The organism is Streptomyces sp. NPDC004647 (assembly GCF_040609575.1).
Classification (GTDB): Bacteria; Actinomycetota; Actinomycetes; order Streptomycetales; family Streptomycetaceae; genus Streptomyces.
Genome location: NZ_JBEXKU010000017.1, coordinates 81,103 through 105,563, shown reverse-complemented (window position 1 = coordinate 105,563; position 24,461 = coordinate 81,103). Strand labels below are relative to the sequence as shown.

Genomic DNA, 24,461 nt, shown 5'->3' with positions numbered 1-24,461 from the left:
ACCCCCTTTTCGGTTTTTAATAATTTTCCGTTTTGGTTTTTGCCCCCCGCGCGGGGGGGCCCCCCCCCCCGGGGGGGGGGGGGGGCCCCGCGCCAGATATGGGCCGGTCGTTTCTCAGGGGCAGTTGACCGTGGTGTCGCCGGTGTCGCGATTGCAGGAGTCGAACGCGAGGCCGCCGTCGAGGCTGTCGTTGGCGTTGGTGCCGTCGTTGGCGTTGAGGGTGTCGCTGCCCTCGTGGCCGTTGAGAGTGTCGTTGCCGCTTCCTCCGGTCAGCGTGTCGTTGCCGGTGTTCCCGTTGAGGGTGTCATTGCCCTCGTCTCCGTTGAGCGTGTCGTTTCCGGCATTGCCGTGGATGGTGTCGTTCCCGCCCAGCCCGGAGATGGTGTCGTTCCCCGGCCCCCCGTTGATGGTGTCGTTGCCGGGGGTTGCCGCCGTACGGCCGGAGGCGCCGGCCGGGTCGTCGCCGACGAGACGATCCGCGCGGGGACCGCCGTTGAGCCGGTCCTCGCCGCTGCCTCCGTACAGGGTCGCCGGGGCATCCAGGTTCGGGGAGACCGTGATGTCGTCGTCGGCGTCCTGGCCGTTGACCTGTACGGCCGCGGGGAGCGGGCACGCCGCCGTGTTCTGCAACCGCGCCTCGCAGGGGGCGACGGCGCGCACGCCGTCCCCGTCGTCCGACACGAGGACGGTGCTGCCCTGCCGGCGGATAGTGATGTCGTTCGCCACCCCCTGGTCAGCCGTGACGACCAGAGTGCCGCCGACCATCTCGACCACCGTGGTTTCCGCGAGGTCGCGGGGCTCGGCGGTGAGCGGGACGGCCGAGGCCGAGGCACCGGTCAGCGAAGCGCAGAGGAGCGCTCCAGCCGCCAGGATCACGCTGATGCGTCGCGCTGTCATGGCTATGCGTCTCCTTCGTCGTGTCGCTGCCGCGCGGCCGGCCTGGCTCCGCGCCGCTCGTGCTTCCCGGTTCACGGACACTCCGCGATGCTGTCGCCCAGGTCGGCGGTGCAGCTGTCGGCTTCCGTGCCGCCCTGGACGTAGTCGTTGCCGCTGACCTCGTCCACGGCGTTGATGGTGTCCCTGCCGGAGCCCCCTTCGACGAAGTCGTTGCCGGCGCCGGCAACCACCTGGTCACCGCCACCGCCACCGCTGACCACGTCGTTCCCGGCACCGCCGTTGATGGTGTCGGAGCTGCCGCGACCCTCGATCGAGTCGTTGCCGGTGCCGCCGAAGATCCGGTCCGCGCCTGTACCCCCGACGAGGGTGTCGTTGCCGCCTCCGCCGGAGAGGAAGTCGGAGCCTTCGTCGCCTTCCAAGGTGTCGTTGGCGGCGCCGCCCTGGAGGCTGTCGTCACCCGCGCCACCGACCAGGGTGACTCCCGGACCCGCCAGGGAGGAGGTGACGTTGTCGTCCTGGTCACCAGCGTTCACCACGAGTTCGGTGACGGTGCCGGCAGCCGGGCAGACGGCCTCGGTCGCGCTGACCGCGGTGCACCCGCCGAGCGCCGCTATGTAGTCACCGGTGTCCCTCACCCTGATGGTGTCGCCGACCTGCCACACGGAGATGGTGTTCCCCCGCCCCACACCGGCGGTGACCGTGACCGACGTGCCGGTCTTGCTCACCAGCGTGCCGGCCAGGGCTGAGCCCGGCGGCTGCGTGCCGGGGGTCGCGCTCGCCGCGACAGTGAGGCACAGCGTGAAACCGAATACCGTCGTCAGGAGCGCAATGGTGCGATGAAGCGTGTTGTCCATGACCTGGCCTCCTAGATGCGTGCAAGATCGTTGCTCGTGTCGTGGTGTCCTCGGGTGGACCGGTGGTGACTGCAAGCGGGTGGCACCGCTGTGCGGTGCCCGACGCAGCGTGCTGTCGCGTGCCCGGGGGCAGGGTCGGCTCCGAGCGGCTGTGCCTTGTTGCCTCGTCACCTTGTTGCGCACGATGGCCGAATTCTCGTCGGCCGGTATTTCGGTGCGTTCGCCGTTCCGGCGGTATTGGCGCAGCGCGTATCGGCTCACTGCACACAGCGGGAGTTCATATACGCGTGTCGAAGGTTCGGCAGCCGCGAGGTCATGGCGGTGCCACTGCATGGACGCGCGAAGCGCTGCGTGCCGACGGATCGGGCGAACCGCGGCCACGACGTTCCGAAGTGTCGTGATCGACGGTTGCCCACCACCCCCTCATTGCTCACACATCAGATGGTGCCCGGTGTCACTCTGGCCGCCGGGCCTGAGTATGCCGTGTGGAGAACCTGTGGAGGAGGCGGTTTAGCGCCATTGAAGCGATAGCAACAAGACGGGGAATGAATTGTCGATGCGCGTGCCGTCGCAACAGGTCAGCGGTAGAGCCGGAGCGTCATGTGCGCCTGTCGAGCCAGGCTGGGCCGGACAGCGGGCTGTCCATGCCGAGGAGGGAGTCGGCCGGCGGGACGAGTTCGGGGCGGACTCGGCCGGTGCCGTCGTCCAGCAGCTCGGCGAGCCGGTCAGCAACCCGGGATGGTTGGTACCGGGAGAGCGTCCCAACTGCGCCTTCCCTCGTCCTGGCGGATCAGGTGCCGGCCGCCTGCTGGCACACTTCGGCCGAGGCAATCGCGCGGTTGCGTGATTGGCGCGAAGAGAACCCGGGCATCGTGGTCCCCCGGCGGTTCCCCGAGGGAGCGGGCACGCTCGAAGGGCCGCTCGCGACGTATGAACGGCCGGCGGCAAAGGTCACCACGGTGGGAGACGCGTACAGGGGCGGTCCGAAGCGCGGCATCACGACCGTCGGCACTCTGCGCGCAGGCGCCTTGCCGGCCATGTAGCTCAAAACCGCAGGTGTGGTGCGGGCCGCCCCGGCAGGCATTGTCGGTGCACGGCGAGGCAACGACCGGCCGGGGCCGGCGCGGGGAGCGGCCGAGGTGGCCCCGGCTCAGTCCCTCGGCGGGAGCAGGCCGGCTCCCGCCGGGGCCGGGCTCCGTCTACTCGTCACTCGCGGGCATGCGGGTAGTCCGGTGAGCGGTGCTGGAAGGACAGGACATTGGGGTTCTGAACGATTCCGTCGCGGATCTCGATGGCGCGTCGGATGGTCTCGTTTGCTTCCCAGGCGCTGGGTCCGGTGAGCACCGCCCGCAGGTAGGGGATCAGCGCATTGCTGATCTCCCAGGTGGCCGAGTTCCACAGGTAGGACGGGCTGTGGTCCACGCCGTAGTAACGGACGTTGTCGCCGACGACGAACGTCGGCTGCGTGAACGTCGTGGGCCGGGCCCAGGTGAAGCCCATTCCCTCGTCGCAGGAGACATCGATAATGAGGGTGCCCGGCGCGAGCGTGCGGAGGTCTTCGTCAATGAGGAACGTCAGCGGCGCTTTGGTGTCCTGCAGCACGCAGTTGACGATGATGTCGTGTTCGGCGAGGAACTCGGCCAGCCGGACCCGGCCCGTATCGGAGAGGGCGTGGCTGCGGCGAGGGTCGGCGTCATCGTGGTCGAACTGCACTATCCGGGCGGAATGGATCGGCGAGCTGACCGCGGTGACGCCCCGCTGGGTCAGGACGTCGACATCGTGCACTCCATGAGCGTTCAGGGCTGTCACCGCTCCCCGGGCGGTCGCGCCGAAACCCATCACGGCCGCCCGCATCCGACGACCGTAGTCACCTGTCGAACCGTTGATCTGCAAGGCGTGCAGCACCGAGCAGTAACCGGCGAGCTCGTTGTTCTTGTGGAAGACGTGCAGATTGAACCACCCGTCGGTGGTCCAGTGATTCATCGCCTCGAAAGCGATCAGTGTGAGCTGCCGGTCGATGGCCACCTGGGTGAGCTTCTTGTCCTGGACGCAGTGCGGCCAGCCCCAAAGGACCTGTCCCTCGCGCAGCTCCGCCAGATCCTCCGGCAGCGGCTTGGCCAGCAGAATGATGTCACACTCCGCGATCAGCTGCTCACGGGAACGGAACCCGGCGACGAAGGGCACCAGCCGCTCATCGGGGATGCCGAAGCGTACTCCGTAGCCGTATTCGAGGTAGATGCGTCCTCGGAGGTCGGCGTCGATCCGCTCGAAGTGCGATGGGTGGATCGGCAGTCGACGCTCGTTCTCTTTGCGTGACTCCGACAAGACTCCGAGTTTGAGCTGATGCACAGGCGCCCCTTTGTTTGATGCCTGTCTAACACAGGGCACCAAATCACGGGCGCTTCCGCGGTCCTGCCCCCGCCGACGGCGGGGCTGCGCCGGCCCGCGGCCCGTGACGGGGTGCGCCGACCGCGGCACGCATATGGCTGCTCCAGCAGGCCGCTCCCCTCCAGTCGGCTGAGACTTTGGGCAACCGTCTTCGCCGACAAACTCCGCGAAGCGGTGCATGAACTGCGGGATCTGCTCTCCACCGAGGCCCCGGAGAGATGAGGGCCGTGACCGGACGGCCCAGGCGGTTGCCTGGACTGCTGGTCGGTGAGCCGTCCGGCGCGCGCTCGCTGTTGCGGATGCGGAAAGGGCAGCGGTGGTCTCGTTGCCGACAGACGGCAGCAGATGGTCGGAGAGATGCTTCAACTGGTTCCCGTGACCTTTCGGGGAGAGCGCCGGCCCCGAGGTGCGCCGTCGTGATGCTGCTGCCGTCCGTCTCTACCGGAGATCTCATCGGTCTGCCCGGGGATCCCGGAGGGCCCTTCGAGGTGTTTGCGGGAGTCCCACCACTGTCCAAGTTCTCTTCGCAGGCGGTCGCAGGCCGCGAGCGCGGCAGCAATGGTCGGCCATTTCCATCTGATGCGCCTCATCGGCGGCGCCACGTGCCCGGTCTCGTGGAGTGGAGGTTCCTCCCGCGCTGCCAGGCTCCGGTAGACCTCCAGCGGGGTGACGCGGCTGCGCGGCCCCTCGGGCTCCCCCAAAGTGCCTTGTCCGAGCTTGTCGAGGGGCGACCTCTGGGTGCACGTGGCGGCAGCTGCCGCCGGTGTTCGGCCCGTGCCGGCAGACGTCTACCGGCGGTTCGCTCAGTGGAGCGGGGGGCGGGTGTGGGCACGGGTGAACCAAGTGGTGCTCGATGAGCTGGGCGCTCGCGGTGAGCTGGACTGGTCGAGGCGTGCGATCGGCTCCGTCGGTGTCCGAGCGGCAAAAGAGGCCCTGACCGGACCGAATCCGACCGACCGTGGCAAAGGTCCGGCGTGGCCCGGGAGGTGGGCAGGCCGACCGGTGCGCCAGCCTCGAATCCGCCATGGGTCCCGGCCGCGCCGTGCAAGGTCGTGTCGTCGTTGCTCTGTCAGAGATTCTAGGGCTGGAGTGAGCTAATGCCGAAAGGATTCATGAAACCTTGCTATGGCTCGGCAGCAGGTCTGCTGCGGCGGTAATGGGCCTGCCGGCACACCGGAAAAGGTCCGATCACACCGTGTGGAATCCCTGATCAGAGAGACGTGATGACGATGTTCCGCAGGGGGCCGCTCGCATTCCCCCATGCTGTCGCTGCCTTGCTGCTCCTCGTGGGCGCGGCTGCTGACCTCTTCGGGCCGCAGCCGTACATGGGACTGCCTCTTCTGGCGGCCGCCCCGCTGATCGCATGTGTCCTGCTGTCGTTCCGCACCGGGCTGGCATTCGCCGTGCTTGCGTGCGTGCTCTCGATTGCGCTGGACCTGCACCTCCGACGTCCTGCGACCGCGCTCTTCGTCGACCTGGCCGACGTACTCATCGTCAGTTCGATCGCCTTGGGGATCAATCGCCTGCTGCATCGGCAGGGACGCTATCTTGCGCAGGCCCGCGATGTTGCCGAGGCGGTGCAGCGTGCGGTACTGCCGGACCCTCCGCGCCGCGCGGGGCCGCTCGCCGTGGCCGCTCGCTACGAGACGGCGCAAGCAGAGGCTCGGATCGGTGGAGATCTGTACGCCGTGCAGCCCACCCCCTATGGAATCCGCGCAATCATCGGTGATGTTCGCGGTAAGGGGCTGCAGGCAATCTCCTCCGTCTCCGTGATCGTCGGAGCGTTCCGCCAGGAAGCCGAGCATGCTCCCACGCTGGCCGAGCTGGCGCACCGGCTGGACAGCGCTCTGTCCCGGGAGAGCGACCGTCGCCGGGAGACCGTCAGCGGCTTTGAGGACTTCACTACCGCAGTGCTGGTCCAGATCCCGCCAGACGGCGACGCAGTGCAACTGGTCAATCGTGGCCATCCGGCGCCTTTCCTGGTGGAGGGAGGAACCGTGGTCCGACTGGAACCAGCGCGTTACGAACTGCCGCTTGGAATGAGGCTGCCGGAGACCGGGGCGGGGGGCGGTGTGTCCGCCGCAGATGTCTTTACGCTGCGGCCGGGCGCCTCACTTCTGCTGGTCACCGATGGCGTGACCGAAGCGCGCAACCATCACGGCCGGTTCTACGATCCCTGCACCCAGCTTCCCGCAGGCGAGTACAGCCATCCGAGCCGCCTTGTAGACGCCCTCGCACAGGACGTATCCAGCTGGACAGGCAACCAACGGCAAGACGACATGGCGATCCTCGTTCTCACGCGAACCGAGAACGGACCCCCGGAACCCACCACATGAAGGCTATTCAGGCTTAACGCTCGGACATCCGCACGTGGTCGTCGCTCGGTGGCCGCCTACGACGCGGCCACGCTTCTTGCCACCTCACGGTCACCCGCCCGACGACTGCCCCACCCTGCGGACGTATCACCTCCGTGGGCGGCACCACCCGCCGGAACAGCTACCACAATTCATCGGGCACCAAGTGTTCATGGGTCGCCACGTCCTCCCCCATGACATCGCACAGATATTCGAGCAAGCGGCTACGCTTGAGCCACGGCGACGCCCCGAGAAATGGTCATGTCCACGGCATCGTTGGCCGACTGCGCGACTGTGCACGAACGGCTGCACCCCAACCTCGCCGCGGCGCGCACCACGGGCAGACGGCAGACCTGCTGTTCCAGGTCACCCCGGCCGTGGAACTGCTGCTGCCCACCGAGGCGGTTGCCGACCTGTGCTCGGTCCTTCCCCGCTGGCGCCACTCCCCCGCCCTGGCCGCCGGCATGCTGCGCCGCATCGCCCTGGAGCGGTACGGACTGCACACCACGACGGGTTGCGGGCCTCCCGCGCGCCGGGCTGGCTGTTGGGGGCCATGGCCGCCATGGTGCTGAGGCCTCGGATACCCCTGCGGTATCCGATGTCCTGTGACAGGGGACCCTGACAGTTTGTCATCGACGTTGGACCGGCGACCCTGCTCCGAGACCACCGGGTCATGTGCACGGCACGTTGATGTCGTACGTGAGCTCGCCGGAGTCGATCGGGATCTCGTTCCAGTAGGGGCCTGCCTGGTGGAAGGTCATGGTGACGCTGTAGGTGCCGCAGCCATTGAGGACGGCGGGAGAGCCGCCGCTGGCCGAACCTTCGGCAGACCCCTGCGTGACAGGGCTGGGGGTGGCGTAGTTCTCCGACTCGCCGCTCTTGGTCACGGTGCCGCTGGCGCTCCAGGAGGCCGGGTAGCGGCTGCTGGCGTTGTACCAGGCGCTGCCCCAGTAGTACTGCGGCTGGCTGTTGTTCACCCTCACCTCGTTGCCGCCGGGCCCGAACCGCAAGCACACCTGCGCCTCGGCGTAGGTCCACCGATCCTCGCTGTAGAGCTGCGTCTTCGGTGCGCAGTAATCGCCTGCCGGCGCGGCGGCGCGGTGCTCCGCGGCCATGGCGGTGTTGCCCAGGGCGAGGCCGGGCAGCGCCAGCAGGGCGACGCTCAGGCTGGCTCCGATTGTGCGCGCCAGGGGGCCGCCTGCGGTGCTATCGGGAGTGTCCCGGATGTGAGCGGGTGCTGACGTGGTGCGTCGTGAAAATCTCATGAGCCGTCTCCTACCGCGCGTGCCGACCCCTTGATCGTGGGGTGAATCCAGGACAGCACGGACAGCAATCGCAGGTTGCAGTCAGCCATATGATTCACCCAGGAGAGCACACGGGCCGCTGGGCAGCGCGGCCAATCCTTGATGGCACGAACCACGCACCGGTCCATCTTCAGTGGCAAACGTTCAAGGTAGTTTGTACCGCCGCACCAAGCGCGAGAAGGCGTACCGGTCGCAACCAGCCGCAGCTCTGCTCGGCCTGAGCCTCAGTCGGAAACGAGACGACCGGCCCTTCTCGGCCACAACGGCTCGGATCCGTCACTCTCGCGCGCCGAGCAGCGGGAACCATGCTGGTGGAGCACCACATCGCCACCCGGAAAACCACTAGGGATGCTCGTAACGGGAACGGGAATCTCACTTATCCATGGAACCAGAGGCCAGGGACCGTCTACCCCCTGGCCATTGCACGACACGACGTAGTAAGGCCAGTTCAACGGCCCCAAAAGTACAGCCACAATTCCTCACACCAGATTCACGAGGGCACAGGTCAGAGCCGTATCGCACCTGGCGTTACACCGAGAATTCACAGTGGAAGGGCGCCGCGCGGCGTCAGGCCGGTGCCGGGAGGCCGCGGATCATGTCCGCGGCCTTTTCCGCGATCATGATCGTAGGGGCGTTGGTGTTGCCCCGCACCACGGTGGGCATGACCGAGGCGTCCACCACCCGCAGGCCGTTCACGCCATGCACCCTGAGCCGGGAGTCCACGACGGGGCCGATGGAGCAGGTGCCCGCCGGGTGGTAGAGGGTCTGCAACTCGCGCCGGGCGAAGTCGAGCAGGCCGGTGTCGTCCGTGGAGCGGGGTACGCGGAAATCGGCTCGGCGGTGCTTGCGCAGGCTGGGCTGGTCGGCGATGTCGAGCAGCATCCTGAGCGCCCGGATCATCGTCGCGCGATCGTCCTCGGTGGTCAGGTACTTGTGCAGGATATGCGGTTTGGCACTGGGCACAGCCGACCGCAGGGAGACTTTGCCCCGGCTCGTGGGGGCGAGCAGGACCGCGCCGAACATGAAGGCATGGTCGGTGACGGGGCTGATGCCTTCCTCGTGGAACATCACCGGGGTGGCGTGCACCTGGATGTCGGGGGCGTCCAGCCCTTCGCGGGTGCGGTGAAATCCGCCGGCCTCGCCCACGTTCGAGCTGAGCGGGCCGCGGCCCTCTGTCTCCAGCAGGCGCACGTTGTCCGGTGTCTCGGCGGTCATCAGCGACTCGGTGTCGGTCAGGTAGCACAAGCCGACATGCGGATGGTCCTGCAGGTTTTCCCCCACCGGGAGGTCGACGCGCGGCGTGATGCCGCGGGCGGCCAGTTCACCGGCCGCGCCTATGCCTGAGAGCATGAGCAGTTGCGGGGAGTTGTACGCCCCGGCCGACAGCACCACTTCCCGTTCGGCGCGCAGTCGCAGCGATTCGCCGTTCCGGTCCACCTCGACGCCGGTCGTGCGGTCGCCGTCGAGCAGGAGGCGGGTGCATTGGGTGCCGGTGAGCACCTCGAGGTTGGGCCGGGACAAGGCCGGCCGCAGATACGCGACAGCGGTGCTGCAGCGCAGACCGTCGCGCTGAGTGAGGTGGTAGTAGCCGACACCGTCCTGTTCCGGACCGTTGAAGTCGATGGTGTAGGGGTGGCCGGCCTCCTGGGCGGCCGCCACATAGGCGGCCATCAACGGATGCAGGGAACGGCCCTCGCTGACCGTGAGAGGTCCGCCGGTCGCGTGCCACGGTGACGGGGCGCCCGAGAAGTCCTCGGCGCGCAGGAAGTAGGGAAGGACATCCTGCCAGCTCCACCCGTCGGCGCCGGCGGCCGCCCAGGCGTCGTAGTCGCGTCGATTGCCGCGTATGTAAATCATCGCGTTCATCGACGACGAGCCGCCGAGCATCCGGCCCCGGGGCAGATAGCGGCGGCGGCCGTCCAGCCCCGGTTCGCAGTCAGTGAGGTAACTCCAGTCGTATTTCGTCTGGAACAGCTTGCTGAACGCGGCCGGAACGTGGATTTCCTGGGCATCGTCCACCGGCCCGGCTTCGATGAGCAGGACGCGCGTGCTCGCGTCCTCGGTGAGTCGGGCTGCCAGCACGCACCCCGCCGACCCGGCACCCACGATGATGTAGTCGTACACCCGTCCCCCTCGGCCGACCTGGCTGTCCGATCCCTTCACCTAAGCCGCTTCGGTGGGCGGATCACACCCCGCTATCGGCCAAAATTAATCCGTTCCGCTCGGCTCAGTCATGCGAAACCAGCGATGAACGGCCGGGAAGCCGGCCCGGCCACGGCAGGTGGGGTGCTGGTCGGCGCGTCGTCCGGTTCGGCGAACGGCTGAGCGTGCTTCGTCACTGCGCTCTTGGCGCAGGGGCATCCGCGCGGGTTGCGGGGCTCGGCCCAGACTGTGGGCGGGCGGAGTCGTCGGTCGGTCTCCGTCGGGATGTCGACGCCCTCGGCGAGGCCCTGATGCGGGCCGGCAGGCTGCGTAGACGCCCATCCTGCGCTCCGTTCACGCCTGTGCTGGTATCATGCAATGCATGGAACCTGACGTTACAGGTAAGCCGGGTGCGGGTAAGGCTGAGAGTCAGCTCCGAAAAGGGGTGCTCGAATACTGCGTTCTGGCTCTGTTGCGAGACAGCCCCCGCTATGGAGTTGAGCTGTTGGGGGTGCTCGGAGCCGTGAGTGCCATGGCGACCAGTCAGGGCACGATCTACCCGCTGCTCGCGCGGCTGCGGCGTGAGGGGCTAGTGGACACCAGCTGGCAGGAGTCGCCGAGCGGGCCACCCCGCCGCTACTACGCCCTGACGGCCTCGGGGCGCACCGCACTGGAGGAATTCACCACCATCTGGCCGTACTTCCGTGATGCCGTCGATCATTTCATCGCCGATTGACCAGGAGATTCAGCGTGAAGACCACCGATCACCCACTCGTGGAAACGTACCTGGCCACCGTGGCGCGCGAGGCGACCGGACTCAGTCCGGAGCGCAGGAGCGAACTGCTGGCCGATCTGACCGAACACATTGCCGTGGCCCTCGAAGAAGAGACCACCCCAGGCGACGAGGGAGTACGCGGAGTGCTTGAGCGTCTTGGTGCCCCCCGCACGATCGTGGCAACTGCTCAGGGGGAGGAGCCGCCAATGCCGCCTGCGAGCCGATGGCACACCATTGCCCCTCTGGTCCTTCTGCCGATCGCCGGTCCGCTGACAGTGGTCACTCCTCTGATTGGCGGCATTGCCCTGATCGCCGGGACGGTACTGCTGTGGATCGCGCCGCAGTGGCGGACCCGGGACAAGGTGGCCGGGATGGGGGCAACGCTGCTGGTGCCCCTCTGCATCGCACTCGTGGGCCTCGCTGTCGCTACAGGCTCGATGCACCCGTACGCCTGGGAGCTCGCCACGATGGCCGCCGCCGCGCTCGTCTCAGCGCTCGCCTGCGCACACCTGCACCGAGCCGCACGCCGCAGCTCCTGAACCGACCGACTGTCGAAACCTGGCTTTACTCTGGCTAAAACTTCGTACGCGCCTCTGCATTTGAGCCTGTACTTCGCTTTGCAGATGAGCCCGTACCCCGACAGCCCGTAGAAACCGTAGCCGCCTGCGCCCGACTGATCCGGCCGAGAGGGGCCTTGGTGCCTCCGGGCGGCTCCGCCCAGCCCTGCCCCGGTGCCTCACAAGCGCCCGGCCGATCGCTCAGCTCACCACTCGGGAGTGCCGGTTCGTGCCCGCGGCGCCGCCTTGGGTGGTCAAACGGTGCCCCGGGTCCGGTGACACCACCCCCCAGGTCATCTGATCGACAGGGGGCAACCATCATGCCGGACCCGGAGGCCAGGAGTCCCGTTTCAGGGCGACGAACAAAGTGGGGCCGACCGCCGGAACCATCCGTGAACTGCCGATCCTGCCCACCTCGTACGACACCGGCGGCTGCGTATTCCGCCGCCGGGGACCGGTCCGCTGCGCCACGTCTGCGTGCGCGGCAGCACTGACTTGCCGTTCGTATCGCTACGCATCGCGTTCGCTCGTCCGAGGGGGTCCATAGGACGTCTGCCCATTGATTCCCTGTCAGTTCTGTAGACAGCAACCACTCTGGATGGAACGCTCGCTACAGAGCTGCGATTGTCGCCGAGTGCAGCGTTCCGCATGTGCGGAAGGGTTCTTCGCCCGCGCTCGGCTGCGGCGGTCATGGTCGTCCGCGCTTCCCATCTCCTCGGATCACGCCGCAGCTCAACTCAGCCTCGGACCGATGCAGCAGGTCGCGATACCCGGCCGATCTCGTCGGCCGAGCTCGAGTCGGCATTCCTTCGCGGACAGGAGTTCACCAGATGAGGGACCGAACCACCCCAGCGGCACTCGCCGCCGTCGTACCCGCCATGGCGGCGAGCTTGGCCGCCCCCGCCGCCCCGCTGCCGACCGGCGCGGTGTCACCCGTCCCCAGGGCACCGCCTGCGACGTCGGCGCCTACAAGCACACGCAGTGACACCGGCAACCCGGCTGCGGCGGGGCATCAGGAACCGTCCGCCCATGCGGTGCTCCCGCCACCGAAGAGACAGCACGAAGCAGAGGAAAGCAGATTCAAGCAGAAGGAGACCGATGAGATCCCGCAGCGTGCGTCATACCGCGATCCGTGCCGCGACCGCCGTCGCGGCCCTGCTGTTGTCGATCACGGCAGCCCCGGCAGCCCCGGCAGCCTCCGCCGGCTCCGGCCACGACCCGCTGGTCGTCCGCACCGCACAAGGCTCGGTGCGCGGCGCGGCCGGTGCCGATGGCGGCCGGGTCTTCCAGGGCGTTCCTTTCGCCGCCTCCCCGACCGGGGCGCTGCGCTGGCGCCCGCCCCAGCCGGCCGCACCGTGGTCCGGCGTACGGGACGCCACCGAACCGGCCAGTCCCTGTGCCCAGTTACCACTGACGCTGCTTCCGGACGGCGGACCCGTCCTGCCCGGTGACTCCAACCGGACCGGTAGTACGTCGGAGGACTGCCTGTACCTCAATGTGTGGACCCCGGCCCGCACCACCGGCAGGGACCTGCCGGTGGTGGTGTGGCTGCACGGCGGCGGCAACGCCTACGGCGCCGGAAGCGACTACAACGGCGCGGCGCTGGCAGCACGGGGCGTACTCGTCGTCACGGTCAACTACCGCCTCGGAGCACTGGGGTTCCTCGCCCACCCCGCCCTGTCAGCCGAGAACGCGGACCATGCCTCGGGTGACTACGGCCTGATGGACCAGCAGGCCGCGCTGCGCTGGGTACAGCGCAACATCGGCGCGTTCGGCGGAGACCGGAACAAGGTCACCCTCGGTGGCCAGTCCGCCGGGTCCGTCGGCACCTGCCTCCACATCACCTCGCCGACCGCGAAAGGCCTGTTCCACCGGGCCGTCCAGCAGAGCGGCAGCTGCGTATCGAACGGCGCTCTCCCCCCGCTCACCCTGGCCGCGGCCGAGAAGAAGGGGCAGAGCTTCGCGGCATCGGTCGGCTGCACCGACCCGTCGACCGCCCCGGCCTGCCTGCGCGCCGTACCCCCCGCCGAGCTCATCCGAGGCGCCCCCGGGGCCGCATCCCTGTGGGCAGCGAACACCGGGCCGCGCATCCTTCCGGTCCCGCCGCACGAGGCGTGGGCTACGGGGCGGGTGAACGCGGTCCCGACGCTGAGCGGCAGCACCCACGACGAGTACCGGTACTTCACAGCGCTGTACGTGGACCTGCTCGGCGGCGGACCGCTCACACCGCAGAAGTACGCCGACTTGATCAGGCTGCAGCATCCTGAAGGGGCGGCCGCCGTCCTCGACGCATACCCGGCCTCCGCGTATACCTCCCCCAACCTGGCCTATTCCGCCGTCGGCACCGACCAGCGGTTCGCCTGCCCGGCCAGGGCGGACAGCCGCCTGTACAGCGGCCGGGCACCCGTCTACGCCTATGAGTTCGACGATCCCCAGGCACCGCCGTTCATGCCGGCGCCGCACACCCCGCAGGGCGCCTTTCACGCCGCGGAACTGGCCTATCTGTTCCCGATGGACGCCCTGCCACTGCTGACTCCCGCGCAGCGGCGGCTGTCCGCGACGATGGTCGGCTACTGGGCCAGATTCGCCGCCACCGGCAACCCCAACGGGCCGGGCGCCCCCACCTGGCCCCGCTACACCGCCGACCACGACCGCATCCAGGTGCTGGCCCCGGACCGGACCGCTCCCACCACGGGTTTCGCGGCCGACCACCGCTGCCCGTTCTGGCAGTCGTCCGGCACCTCCTGAGGGGCTGCTCGCTGCTCCATGGGTTACGCCGAGGACGCCCGCCCGCTCCGGCGGGCGGGCGTCCTCGGCCGCCTCGCCCCGTACGGTGAGGCCGCCGCCCTGGCCCGAGCTGACCTTGCCCCCGCAGACCACCGATTTCGGAACAGCCGTGATCCGTCCGGCTGTAAGCAGGCGCGGCGACGATGACGGAAGGGGCTTGATGACGTCAACGTTCACACTGGTCCGGGACGGGCGCCGGGCGTGCCGGCATGGTCCGGATGCCTTGGCGAGCCGACAGCGGGAACGTCTGGCCGCGATGGTCGCCTTCGCCCGCGCTCACTCCCCGTACTACCGCGAGCTCTACCGGAGCGTTCCGGCACATGTCGAGGACCCGACGCTGCTCCCGGTGACGGACAAGCAGACGCTGATGGCGCGCTTCAACGACTGGGTCACCGACCCGGAGGCGACCATCGACCGGGTACGGGCCTTCGTCGATGACCCCGAGCGGATCGGCGACCGTTTTCTCGACAAATACCTGGTCTCCACCACCTCCGGTACCACCGGACACCGCGGAGTCTTTCTGCTCGACGATCGAGCGGCGGCGGTGGTCAGGGCCCTGTCGCTGCGTGCCGCCTCGCGAGCGCTCACCCCCGCTCGGCTGGCGGGCATGCTCGCCCACCGGATGCGGTCGGCTCACGTCATCGCCACCGGCGGCCATCTGGCGGCGTACGCGGTCATCACCCGGCTGCGTACGGCCGGCCGTTGGCACGCCCGGGGCAGCAGGGTCTACTCGGTGCACAGCCCCCTGCCCGAGCTGGTGGACCGGCTCAACGAGTACCGTCCCGTGCACCTGGACGGCTACGCCACCGTGATCGCGCTGCTCGCCGGGGAGCAGCTGGCCGGTCGTCTGCGCATAGCCCCGGCCGTGGTATCGCTGGTGGCCGAGGGCCTCAGCGACAGTGAACATCGACGCATCCGCTCGGCGTTCGGGGCGCACGTCGTCAACACGTACGGCTGCAACGAGAGCCTGGCACTGGGTTACAGCTGCCCGCAGGGATGGCTGCACACCCACAGCGACTGGCTGATCCTTGAGCCGGTCGATGCGGACCTCCGCCCCACCGCACCCGGACAGCAGTCCTCCACCGTTCTGCTGACCAGCCTGTGCCGGTGGGCGCAGCCGATCCTCCGCTACGACCTGGGCGACAGCGTCCTGCGGCGTCCGGATCCGTGCCCGTGCGGAGACCCGCTGCCCGCGATCAAGGTGCGTGGCCGTGCCGCGGACCTGCTGTCCTTCCCGGCTCAGAGGGTGAGACCGTCCACATCGTGCCGATGGCCTTCGAGACCGTCATCGAGTGCATCCCTGATATCGACTTGTTCCAGATCGTGCAGACGACACCCACCACCGTGCGGGTACGGATACGGCCGACCACCGGCGCGGATCCGCACAGGGTGTGGAGCTCGGTGCGAGCCGGGATCGCCGGGCTGCTCACCGCCCACCAGGTGGGGCACGTCACCGTCGAACGCGCCCACGAGCCACCCCAGCAGTCCCCCGGCGGCAAATACCGGGTGGTCATCCCGTTCTCCTGAACGCTTTCCTGACCCACCCCTGACCCACCCACGCACGCACGGCGTGCAGGGGCGCCCATTTACGGGTTCGCGGCCCGTCCGTGACGCGGGCCGGCTGCGGATGCCTTTCCCACGGGAACGCCGTGGTGGGCCGCCAAGGCCAGCAACGCGACGCGCAGTGGCTCGATCTCCAGGGTGGTGGCCGGTTCGAACCAGCAGGCGACGGCGGTTCCACTCGCCGTCCTGAGGGTGAAGCGGGCGAGCTCGCCTGACACCTCTGGTCGGTCGCGCAGGTCGAAAACGACGGTCAGGGAGTCCTGGGCCCATGTCACCAGGGCGTTGCGGTAGTGGTGCACCTCGGCCACGGCCGCGGCACTGGCGCCCTGCTGCAACATGCCCAGTCCGAGCAGCAGCTTCAAACCGTGCGGGTGGCGCTGGAACCCGTCTCCGACTGCCTGGAGAAAGTTGTCCAGCCGCTGCGTGACGTCAGTGCCCGGTACCTCGACCGAGGGCAGGGCCGCCAGCAGGACGACTCTGGCGTGTTCGAGCACTGCGACGTAGATCCCGTCCTTGCTGCCGAAGTGCCAGTAGATGGCGCTGGCGGGGAGGCCGCATGCGGCGGAGATCATCGAAATGGACGTGGCGGCGTAACCGTGCTGCGACATCAGCTCGCCGGCGGCGCCGAGAATCGCGTCACGGGACCGCATGCCGCGGTCTTGGGCCGGTGCCTTCGTCATACGGCCGACTCTAGAGGAGCATCAGAGGCCACGAGGAAGGACCGGCACTTCGCTTCTCGCAGACGCCCACATCACCCCGAGGGACCGGTTGAACGCGGTGATGCTTCGGTCGGGCCGAACGGCCTGGTCCCCAGCCGTGACGGGCGCGGATGCGGTGCGGTCAGGCTTCGCCGTTGCGCAGCAGGGGCCGAAGGGCGTCGATCACTGAGGAATCCTCGATGGTGGCGGGCAGTTCAGGGTCCCCTCCGTCAGCGATGTCGCGCATGGTGCGGCGCAGGATCTTGCCGGAACGGGTCTTGGGCAACGCCGCAACCACGTCGATCCGGCGCAGTGCGGCGACCGGGCCGATGGTGTCGCGCACGTGAGCGACCAGTTCCGTGCGGACCCGGGCCACGTTGCCGTCGGTGCCCTCTTTCAGGACCACGAAGGCGCGCGGTACCTGGCCCTTGAGGTCGTCCGCCACGCCGATAACGGCGCATTCGACGACATCCGGGTGGGCAGCGAGGACCTCTTCCATCGCACCGCTGGAAAGGCGGTGTCCAGCGACGTTGAGTACGTCGTCGGTACGGCCCATGATGTAGACGTAGCCGTCCTCGTCCCGGTGACCGCCGTCGCCGGTGAGGTAGTAGCCGTCGTACGCGGACAGGTAGGAGCGGATGTACCGCTCGTCGTCGCCCCACAGCGTGGTCAGGGTGCCGGGCGGCAGCGGCAGGCGGATGGCCACCGTCCCCTCCGTACCGTTCGGGACTTCGCGGCCCGCCTCGTCGAGGATGCGCACGTCGTAGCCGGATACCGGCAGGGTCGGCGAGCCCGGCTTGGTGGGGTGTGGCTCCAGGCCCATGGGGTTGGCGACGATCGGCCATCCGGTCTCGGTCTGCCACCAGTTGTCGACGACCGGGACGCCCAGCAGGTCGGCTGACCAGTGGTAGGTCTCCGGGTCCAGGCGCTCACCCGCCAGAAACAGGTACCGCAGCGAGCCGGTGTCGTGCTTGGCGAACAGCTCGCCGCCCGGGTCCTTCTGCCGCACCGCCCGGATCGCGGTCGGTGCGGTGAACAGGGTCGTCACCCGGTGCTCCGCGATGACCCGCCAGAATGCTCCGGCGTCGGGGGTGCCGACGGGCTTGCCCTCGTACAGCACAGTGGTGCAGCCGGTCAGCAGGGGTGCGTAGACGATGTAGGAGTGGCCGACCACCCAGCCGACGTCGGAGGCGGCCCAGAAGACCTCACCGGGGTGGGTGTCGAAGACGTTCTCCATCGACCAGCGCAACGCGACAGCGTGGCCCCCGTTGTCGCGCACCACGCCCTTGGGGCGGCCGGTGGTGCCTGAGGTGTAGAGGATGTACAGCGGGTCGGTGGCGGCCACCGGCACGCACGGCACCGGTTCAGCGGCGGCCATGGCATCGGTCCAGTCCAGGTCGCGGGGTGCGGTCATCTCGGCCGTGTACTGCGGTCGCTGGTGGATCACACAGTGCTCGGGCTGGTGGTCGGCCTGGGCGAGTGCGGCGTCCAGGAGGGGTTTGTACGGCACGGTGCGGCCCGCTTCGATGCCGCAGGAGGCGGAGATGACGATCTTCGGCTGGGCATCGCCGATCCGGACAGCCAGCTCGCGCGTGGCAAAACCACCGAAGACCACGGAGTGGACCGCTCCGATGCGGGCGCACGCCAGTATCGCGATCACCGCTTCGGGAATCATCGGCAGGTACACGACGACGCGGTCGCCCTTGGTCACCCCCAGCCCTGAGAGCACACCCGCGAAGCGGGCGACCTCATCGCGCAACTCGCGGTAGGTGAAGCGGGTCCGGGTATCGGTTACGGGGCTGTCGTGCACGAGCGCGAGGCGGTCTCCGTACCCGGCATCGACGTGCCGGTCCAGCGCGTTGTGGCAGGTGTTCAGCTCTCCACCGGGGAACCAGCGGTACAGCGGCGCCCGGCGGTCCTCCAGCGCCGCCGACGGCGAGACGGTCCAGTCGATGGCGCGGGCGGCCTCCAGCCAGAACCCCTCCGGGTCTTCCAGGCTGCGGCGGTGGGCGGCCGCGTAGCTGGTTCGCTTCGGTGGCCTGCTGAGTGCCATGGGGGTACTCCCTCTCAGATCCGCGGGAAGGACAGGCGTCTTGCGCTCGGCGGGACAGTGGTGATGCCGAGATGCCGAGTAGAGCACAACGGCCTCGAGGGGCACCAAGTCGCTGCACGGCGACGATCCCGTCGTCCGTACGTATTCTCTGGACTTTCGAGGCGCTGTGATCGCCCGGATGCGACAGGCTGGTTCGGGTCGCCCCCGCACTTCGACCCAGCGCGGTACAAGAAGCGCAACACCGTCGAGCGAGCGGTGAACAGGCTCAAGCAGTTCAGGGCTGTCGCTACCCGGACGACAAGCGCGGCTACATGTACTTGGGCACTATCACCGCAGCCACACTCGTCATCTGGCTCCGCTCCTGATCGAAGAGACACAACTCAGGTCGTTACACACCACGCCTCCCCGCACCGGCAGTGCCCTGGGGGACGTCATGGCAGATCACCGGGGGCCCGCTGCGTCTTCCCTGTGATGCGCCCGCCCGCCGGCACGCGGTGTGCTGGTCTTCGGGCGCAGGTCCGTCATCCGCGTGGGGACACGGGAGTAGTCAGCTCCTGCCGAAGTCCTTGGTCTTGACGAAGCGGCGGTCCGTCTTCGACGGGCCGTCCTCCGTCCCACGCAGAATCCAGTAGCCGGTGTCCGTGCGGGGCTTGCTGAAGCCGAACGTGCCGATGAGCAGCTCGTCAAGGCCATCGGTGTCGAGGTCGGCGAGGTACAGGTCCCAGCCGAAGGAGTCCTGGCCCCCCGAGCGCCGGGGGGAACCGCCCAGGCCGATCGCAGACCGGTCGATCGTGACGGTACGGGCCGCGCTGAGCCCGTCCTTGCCGCCAAGCACCACCACCACCTGGCCGTCGTCGCCACGGGACGAGGTTGCTATGTCGTCGTGGCCGTCGCCGTTGATGTCGCCGACCGCGACATCGAGGCCCGCCTTCAGCTTCCCGAGTCCGCCGGCGCGGGCCTTGCCCCGGCCAGGGCCGTCGCTGCTGCCGTAGACGGCAACGGCCCGATCGTCGCCCTGGCCGCTGGCGAGGATGTCCTGCTTGCCATCGCCGTCGAAGTCCCCTGCGGCGACAGGGATGGAGCCGGCCGTGCTCGTGATGCCGGGTACGGACCCGGCAGGCTTCAGCCCTCCGGCCGTTCCCCGGTAGAAGGTGGCGTCGGTGACGTCTTCCGGCAGGCCCTCCTCGAGGCGCGCGTCCTCCTCGTCGTACTCGCCCTTCGTCACCAGGTCGTCCCGGCCGTCGCCGTCGAAGTCGCCGACGACCGTGTGGGCCACCGACACCCAGCCCCTGAAGCCCACATCGGTGGTCGAGGTGGTGCGAGGCGCCCCGCCCTCGCGGCTGAGCGGGCCGTACAGGACGGTGCCCGGCTGCGGCCCGTCGGCGGACTCGCTGAAGGAGGGCTGCGCGAGGGTCAGCAGGTCGAGGGCGCCATCGCCGTCGAAGTCCCCGGTGGCGGTGGCCTGGCGGATGTCGGGGGTCAGCTTGGTGACACCACTGGGGCCATCGGGGCCACCCCAAACGATGCGCTGCTCGGGCGTGTCCTTCCCGCTGGAATCATCGAATATCACATCGCCTGCCATGACATCGGCGTAGCCGTCGTCATCCAGATCTCCGGTGAACTGAGTCGACCGGTCGTGCCCGATCGGCCCGCTGCTGATCCTTTGGTCAAGCTTGGGCAAGCGCTCCGCGAGGCGGAATGCCGCGCACGGTTCCGGCCCGCCGGGCGCGGAGAGGGCGACGAAACGGTTGCGCCGCCACTCCACCCCAGGGTTCGCGAGCACGTTGTACCAGCCGTTGACGACCACGTCGGCGTGCCCGTCACCATTGACGTCGTCCCGGTTGACCGGGCCGTCGTTCCGCTTCGAGGGGGAATGGGACGGTGGTGTCGCCTTCCCGTTCGAGGGGGAATGGCACGGTGGTGCCGCCTTCCTGCCGTCGGCCGAGCAGGCCGTGAACAGCGGGGTGGTCACGCAGAGACAGATCACGGCGGCGACAAGGCGGCGGGGGTGATGGCGCATGGAACCATCCTGCGAGACACGGCTCACGAACCCGTAACGGCCGGGGCAAGGCCGGATTGCGGCTGGATCTTGATCGAGGCAGTTGAAGACTGCGCGGCAAGCAGGGGAACCGACGAACGCGGCTCGTGAGGTGACGGAATGTGGGGGCGGGATCAGCGGGCCGGGCCCGCGCGAGTCCGGCGACGGCCGGCCGGAAGACCGAAGGGGCGGCGCAGCCGAGGACCTGGCCGGCACCCAGAGCGCTGGCCTGGGTGACACCCCCCAGCCCAGCGCGGAACCGGCCCGACACCTGGAGGATCTCGTCACCACCGACCACTGAAACAGCAACGGCGTCACCAAGGACGCCGACCCGGCAGAGTGGAAAACTCCACCTGCGCGAGACCGACAGCAGCCAGGTCGGCAAGGCGACCCTCGGCCGCCCCATCGACGGAATCGGCGTGCTGCGGTGGGTCAGCATCGACGCAGGCAACCGCATCCGCGGTCTCGGCCGGGCCTCCTCACCCGGAGCCGGCGTTGAGCCACCTCCGATGAGCAGCAGGCGAAGTGATGGACCGGCACCTATCCGTAAGGGCTATGGCGGAAAGCACGGCCGTACCGGCAGGATTCATGACCATGGATCAGGGTGCTGCTACGGTCTGGGCCGCCAGCGCGGCAGGCTTAACGGGTGCTGCGGGAGCGGCTGTTGGGGCAATGATCGCCGGCCGTTCGACGCGGGCTCAAGTGGCTCAGGAGTATGCAGCCCAGAAAGCAGCCCGGCTAGAGCAAGATATACGGGATACTTGTGACGCCTTCCATGCGAAAGGCATGGCTGCGCTGCATGCAGCCATGGAGTTGGAACGAGTTATATGCGACCAGCAGGATGGCACACAAGAGGAACGATCATTCAACGAAGCAATTAGAGCGACCATCGCTGCCACATTCGCCGTGAGATGGTGCCGTCCGGAACTAGAGCAGCCTGCCCGAGAATGGTGCGGAAGAATAAAGCTTGCGGCTGACGCCGCCCGCACCTTACGCAGCGATCCAGACGCGGCCAAGGACCCAGAATCGCCTCTCCGCCTTCACTGTCAGGAGGCATGGAAACAAGAAAGCTTCGCGCTCGTGGCCTTCTGGGAGAAGGTGGACAGAGTCAAGAATGATTGCGTGGGAATGTAGCATTACGCCAGTTTCGAAGCGGCACCTCCGCGCTTCCGGGCTGTGACGTGTGGAGCTGCCCGGCTACCGGATCCCACAAAAGACCGCAGGGCCGACGCCTCGGAGTCCCACCCTGGTGGGTCAACTGGAAGTGGCAGCACCACCGCTCCATCCCGCACTGCCTCGCCGACGGAGAAGGCCGGCTCGAAGTCCTCACCTCCACCTGCGCCCGCCCCCTGTACGCCCGGCTGCTCACCCCTGGGCGCACGCCCCGTTCCGAGTGACCTGGCGCAGGAGGTGGCGACACGCTGGTGAGGCCATCCCTTCCTGGCGTCTCGGGGGGAGAGTCTTACGTGAGGACGCAGAAGCGCCGGTAGAGGAGTCCTGCTTCCGGCAAATGGGCGCAGAGCGTGGCTGGTGCTCCGTTTCCAGTCCCTGACCTTACTGACCACGGGCTGGCTGGTTGGCGATCAGCAGGGTGGTGCCGGCCGGGCCGAAGCCCAGGCGTGCGTAGATTCCTACTCCATGCGAGCGGTTCGGCCTGCCGAACAGGCGGGAGACGGAAGCGTCACGTCAGCATCAACCTCGAGGCTGGGGTCACCCTCAGTCCCCGGCACGCCTCACCCGGCACGCCTCACCGACGAGGTGAAGGGACACGTATGCAGCCCCTGGGCTCTGCCCCTGCACCCCCGGCCGCATACGGACCTCCCGCGCGCATCTAGGAGACAGCATGGCAACCGGCCTCTCGATCCACATCGGACTCAATCAGGTCGACCCGTCGAAGTACGACGGCTGGAGCGGCGACCTCAACGCCTGCGAGCAAGACTCCAACGACATGGCTGAACTCGCTGAGAAGGCGCGATTCACCGTCACCGAACCGCTGCTCACCGCCGCCGCCACAGCCGACGCGGTCACCTCTGCCCTGAACGCCGCCGCTCAGCAACTGGTCAGCGGCGATATCCTCATGCTCACCTACTCGGGTCACGGCGGCCAGGTGCCTGACCTCAACCACGACGAGACCGGCGACCGCCTCGATGAGACGTGGGTGCTGTACGACCGGGAACTGGTCGACGACGAGCTGTACGAATTGTTCGGCAAGTTCGCCGAGGGCGTCCGCATCTGGATGCTGTCCGACAGCTGTCACAGCGGCACCGTGGCCAGGGACCTGCCTCAGATCCTCAGCTCGCATGAACTCGGCAAGCGGTTCAACACCGATAAGCCGGACGAGGTCGAGAAGCAGATCAGGGTCATGCCCCTGCCCGTACAGAGCAAGGTCTACAAGCGCGACCGCGCCGTCTACGACGAGATCCAGAAGACGCGCACAGCCAAAGACCTCGCCAAGATCGACGCCAGTGTCCTGCTGATCTCCGGCTGCCAGGACAACCAGACCTCCGCCGACGGGCTCGTCAACGGGCTGTTCACCGGCACCTTCCTCGACGTCTGGAGCCGCGGCTCCTTCGAAGGCAGCTACCGCAAGTTCCACCGGGAGATCCTCAAGAAGATGCCCCCCGACCAGACCCCGAACCTGTACCAGGCCGGCGCCCCTAACACGGCCTTCACCCGGCAACGCCCCTTCACGATCTGAGCACGCCGACGAGCCGGCCACTCGGAGTGCGGCCATGGAGGCCGGCGATTCCCCCTCGCCAGCCCATTACTCTTGGTAGTGGATCTTTGGATTGAAACCGGCGATAGTCTGCATATGGCAGATGTACGGGGATTCTGGGAGCGTCGGAGGGCCAGTAAGTACGAAAGGGGGTTGTGGGAGCTCAGAGAGGGCCTCTGCTCGCGCATCAGCGAACTTGAAGCGCTTCTCCGAACCAAGACCGAGCAAGAGCAAGTGCAGGCACCCTCGGAGGTGCAGGCGCTGGCGGTGCAAGCGTTCAAGGAATTGGACGAAGCAAGGAAAGCGCTCCACCACGATCACCCCCGGCGTCTGCCCGCGGCGCACCTGGCGGTTGCGCAGGCACACTTCGACGTCGCGCACAGCCTCATGCTGCGACTGTCCCCTTTGGACAAAGTCAGCGCCATGATGACCGGCTTGGTAGCTTACGTCCGGGAGCATCTCCCCGTCAGTGACGAGCGGAGAGTGCAGGTTGAGCAGATCGCGCTGTCCATCCGGGCGGGCGGAGTTCTCGATGATGCGCAACGCGAAGTGCTCGTCGACGCGATGGCCGTGGCCCGCCAAGCGCATCTCAGGGAGAGTCTCCGGGTCCGGAGTTTCGCTCGGATCGTCTACGGGGTGTCCATGGTCCTCACGGTCATCGTCCTTCTGGTCGGCGTCTTCGGCGCTGTGTCGCCGAAGACGGTGCCGTTGTGCTTCCAGCCCGAGGGCATCGGAGTCGTCTGCCCCACGGCGAGCGAAATGTCTGATCGGAGCCAGGTCTCCCGGCTCGATGTCGATGACCTCTACGCAATGGTGGCATCTCGGTGGGACTACCCCGTCGTCGAGTTCATCGGGCTCGTGGCTGCCGCTGTCGCCGCGGCAGCATCTCTGCGACGGATCAGGGGCACATCCACGCCCTACAACGTTCCTGTGGCACTGGCATTGCTGAAACTTCCGACCGGGGCCTTGACCGCCGTGCTCGGGCTCCTCCTCATGCGTGGGGAGTTCGTCCCGGGACTGCAATCCCTCGACTCGTCGGCCCAGATCATCGCCTGGGCTGTCATTTTCGGCTACGCCCAGCAACTCTTCACCAGATTCGTCGACAACCAGGCTCAGGCAGTTCTGAACTCCGTCGGAGGGCCGAACGCCGTACAGAGTAAGCCGGCTCGCGATCCACAGGTTCCCGCCACCTGACAGGTGGGTTCGTGAAGGGGCGCCCGAAATGCGGGGGTTCCGGCCCTGTGATTCTCTGGGGGTGTGCCACGTGGGCGCGTGAATCGGCATGCCTTTCGAACCGTGGCCCAATGACCTGTCGTGTCATCAGGTACCGACGGA

Annotated in this window: 16 protein-coding genes and 2 pseudogenes; 10 read left to right on the top strand and 8 right to left on the bottom strand. The window is 68.0% G+C overall.

Annotation, left to right across the window (positions count from 1 at the left end; all coding sequences use genetic code 11):
• Nucleotides 1-114 precede the first annotated feature (114 nt).
• The 3 genes from ABZW18_RS10545 to ABZW18_RS10535 form a co-directional block, all read right to left on the bottom strand.
• Entirely contained in the window at nucleotides 115-897 is a 783-nt protein-coding gene (locus tag ABZW18_RS10545) for a calcium-binding protein (RefSeq protein WP_356184944.1), read from the bottom strand.
• Nucleotides 898-968: 71 nt separating this feature from the next.
• On the bottom strand, nucleotides 969-1,751 hold the full coding sequence (locus ABZW18_RS10540) for a calcium-binding protein (protein WP_356184942.1): 783 nt from the start codon (nucleotides 1,749-1,751) through the stop codon (nucleotides 969-971).
• A gap of 1,206 nt (nucleotides 1,752-2,957) precedes the next feature.
• Nucleotides 2,958-4,100, bottom strand: coding sequence for a N(5)-(carboxyethyl)ornithine synthase (locus ABZW18_RS10535; protein ID WP_356184940.1), 1,143 nt, complete (start codon nucleotides 4,098-4,100; stop codon nucleotides 2,958-2,960).
• Nucleotides 4,101-4,928: 828 nt separating this feature from the next.
• On the opposite strand from ABZW18_RS10535, the pseudogene ABZW18_RS10530 reads away from it, so the two are divergent.
• Together ABZW18_RS10530 and ABZW18_RS10525 are read left to right on the top strand one after the other, a co-directional pair.
• Nucleotides 4,929-5,105 (top strand): annotated as a pseudogene (locus ABZW18_RS10530) (IS5/IS1182 family transposase); the annotation flags it as partial.
• A gap of 257 nt (nucleotides 5,106-5,362) precedes the next feature.
• On the top strand, nucleotides 5,363-6,475 hold the full coding sequence (locus ABZW18_RS10525; RefSeq protein ID WP_356184937.1) for a PP2C family protein-serine/threonine phosphatase: 1,113 nt from the start codon (nucleotides 5,363-5,365) through the stop codon (nucleotides 6,473-6,475).
• A 689-nt stretch (nucleotides 6,476-7,164) separates the two neighbouring features.
• Here the strand turns inward: ABZW18_RS10525 and ABZW18_RS10520 are convergent.
• The gene (locus ABZW18_RS10520; RefSeq protein ID WP_356184936.1) at nucleotides 7,165-7,758 is read right to left on the bottom strand and encodes a hypothetical protein; all 594 of its coding nucleotides are present in this window, start codon (nucleotides 7,756-7,758) and stop codon (nucleotides 7,165-7,167) included.
• A 606-nt stretch (nucleotides 7,759-8,364) separates the two neighbouring features.
• The gene (locus tag ABZW18_RS10515) at nucleotides 8,365-9,921 is read right to left on the bottom strand and encodes an FAD-dependent oxidoreductase (RefSeq protein WP_356184933.1); all 1,557 of its coding nucleotides are present in this window, start codon (nucleotides 9,919-9,921) and stop codon (nucleotides 8,365-8,367) included.
• A 400-nt stretch (nucleotides 9,922-10,321) separates the two neighbouring features.
• Here ABZW18_RS10515 and ABZW18_RS10510 point away from each other — a divergent pair, with 400 nt between their 5' ends.
• The 5 genes from ABZW18_RS10510 (at nucleotide 10,322) to ABZW18_RS10490 (ending at nucleotide 15,585) form a co-directional block, all read left to right on the top strand.
• Nucleotides 10,322-10,675: a PadR family transcriptional regulator gene (locus ABZW18_RS10510; protein WP_356184930.1), complete on the top strand. Its 354-nt coding sequence runs from the start codon at nucleotides 10,322-10,324 to the stop codon at nucleotides 10,673-10,675.
• Between the two features lie 14 nt (nucleotides 10,676-10,689).
• The gene (locus ABZW18_RS10505) at nucleotides 10,690-11,253 is read left to right on the top strand and encodes a hypothetical protein (RefSeq protein ID WP_356184927.1); all 564 of its coding nucleotides are present in this window, start codon (nucleotides 10,690-10,692) and stop codon (nucleotides 11,251-11,253) included.
• Nucleotides 11,254-11,869: 616 nt separating this feature from the next.
• On the top strand, nucleotides 11,870-12,256 hold the full coding sequence (locus ABZW18_RS10500; RefSeq protein ID WP_356184924.1) for a choice-of-anchor Q domain-containing protein: 387 nt from the start codon (nucleotides 11,870-11,872) through the stop codon (nucleotides 12,254-12,256).
• A 113-nt stretch (nucleotides 12,257-12,369) separates the two neighbouring features.
• Entirely contained in the window at nucleotides 12,370-14,019 is a 1,650-nt protein-coding gene (locus ABZW18_RS10495) for a carboxylesterase family protein (RefSeq protein WP_356184921.1), read from the top strand.
• 1,302 nt (nucleotides 14,020-15,321) lie between these two features.
• Nucleotides 15,322-15,585 (top strand): hypothetical protein, encoded by a 264-nt coding sequence (locus ABZW18_RS10490; protein WP_356184918.1) that lies wholly within the window; start codon nucleotides 15,322-15,324, stop codon nucleotides 15,583-15,585.
• Between the two features lie 59 nt (nucleotides 15,586-15,644).
• Here ABZW18_RS10490 and ABZW18_RS10485 read toward each other — a convergent pair whose 3' ends face one another.
• Nucleotides 15,645-16,301, bottom strand: a complete 657-nt coding sequence (locus ABZW18_RS10485) for a TetR/AcrR family transcriptional regulator (RefSeq protein WP_356184916.1) — start codon at nucleotides 16,299-16,301, stop codon at nucleotides 15,645-15,647.
• A 160-nt stretch (nucleotides 16,302-16,461) separates the two neighbouring features.
• On the bottom strand, nucleotides 16,462-18,372 hold the full coding sequence (locus ABZW18_RS10480) for a propionyl-CoA synthetase (RefSeq protein ID WP_356184913.1): 1,911 nt from the start codon (nucleotides 18,370-18,372) through the stop codon (nucleotides 16,462-16,464).
• A gap of 201 nt (nucleotides 18,373-18,573) precedes the next feature.
• Between ABZW18_RS10480 and ABZW18_RS10475 the strand changes: the two are divergent.
• Nucleotides 18,574-18,737, top strand: a pseudogene (locus ABZW18_RS10475) (IS5/IS1182 family transposase); the annotation flags it as partial.
• 182 nt (nucleotides 18,738-18,919) lie between these two features.
• Here ABZW18_RS10475 and ABZW18_RS10470 read toward each other — a convergent pair.
• Complete coding sequence (locus ABZW18_RS10470) at nucleotides 18,920-20,392, bottom strand: VCBS repeat-containing protein (RefSeq protein WP_356184910.1); 1,473 nt, start codon at nucleotides 20,390-20,392, stop codon at nucleotides 18,920-18,922.
• Nucleotides 20,393-22,253: 1,861 nt separating this feature from the next.
• Here ABZW18_RS10470 and ABZW18_RS10465 point away from each other — a divergent pair.
• A complete protein-coding gene (locus ABZW18_RS10465) occupies nucleotides 22,254-23,108 on the top strand; it encodes a caspase family protein (RefSeq protein WP_356184907.1) in 855 nt (284 codons plus the stop codon).
• 114 nt (nucleotides 23,109-23,222) lie between these two features.
• Entirely contained in the window at nucleotides 23,223-24,320 is a 1,098-nt protein-coding gene (locus ABZW18_RS10460) for a hypothetical protein (RefSeq protein WP_356184904.1), read from the top strand.
• The last annotated feature ends 141 nt before the right edge of the window (nucleotides 24,321-24,461 follow it).